The sequence below is a fragment of the Sulfitobacter sp. 15WGC genome (assembly GCF_005068605.1).
Taxonomy (GTDB): domain Bacteria; phylum Pseudomonadota; class Alphaproteobacteria; order Rhodobacterales; family Rhodobacteraceae; genus Sulfitobacter; species Sulfitobacter faviae.
On sequence record NZ_SZNL01000280.1, the window covers coordinates 1 to 246 of the forward strand.

Consider the following 246-nt stretch of genomic DNA (forward strand, 5'->3'; position numbering starts at 1 on the left):
ACCTAATGACAGGTTTTCCGACAGGGCCGAGGTCCCGTCTTCGCCCGGCATGTCGCGGCTTTCGTCATAGCCTTCGACGATATGGGCCATGAATGAGCCAAGCCGGGCCTGAGCCGCGGCCCCCCCCAAGCGGACATAGGGGCGCACTACGTCGCGACCGCGCTGCATCTCGGCGTCCATTTGCCAATCGTCGAGCGCGGCGCTCTGGGGCCAGTTTGGCGGGGCTGGGATGTCGCTCGGGGTGGC

1 pseudogene is annotated in these 246 nt (G+C 66.7%); it reads right to left on the minus strand.

The annotated features are described in order from the left end of the window. Nucleotides 1–246: pseudogene (locus FCK22_RS18765) on the minus strand (deoxyribodipyrimidine photo-lyase); the annotation flags it as partial.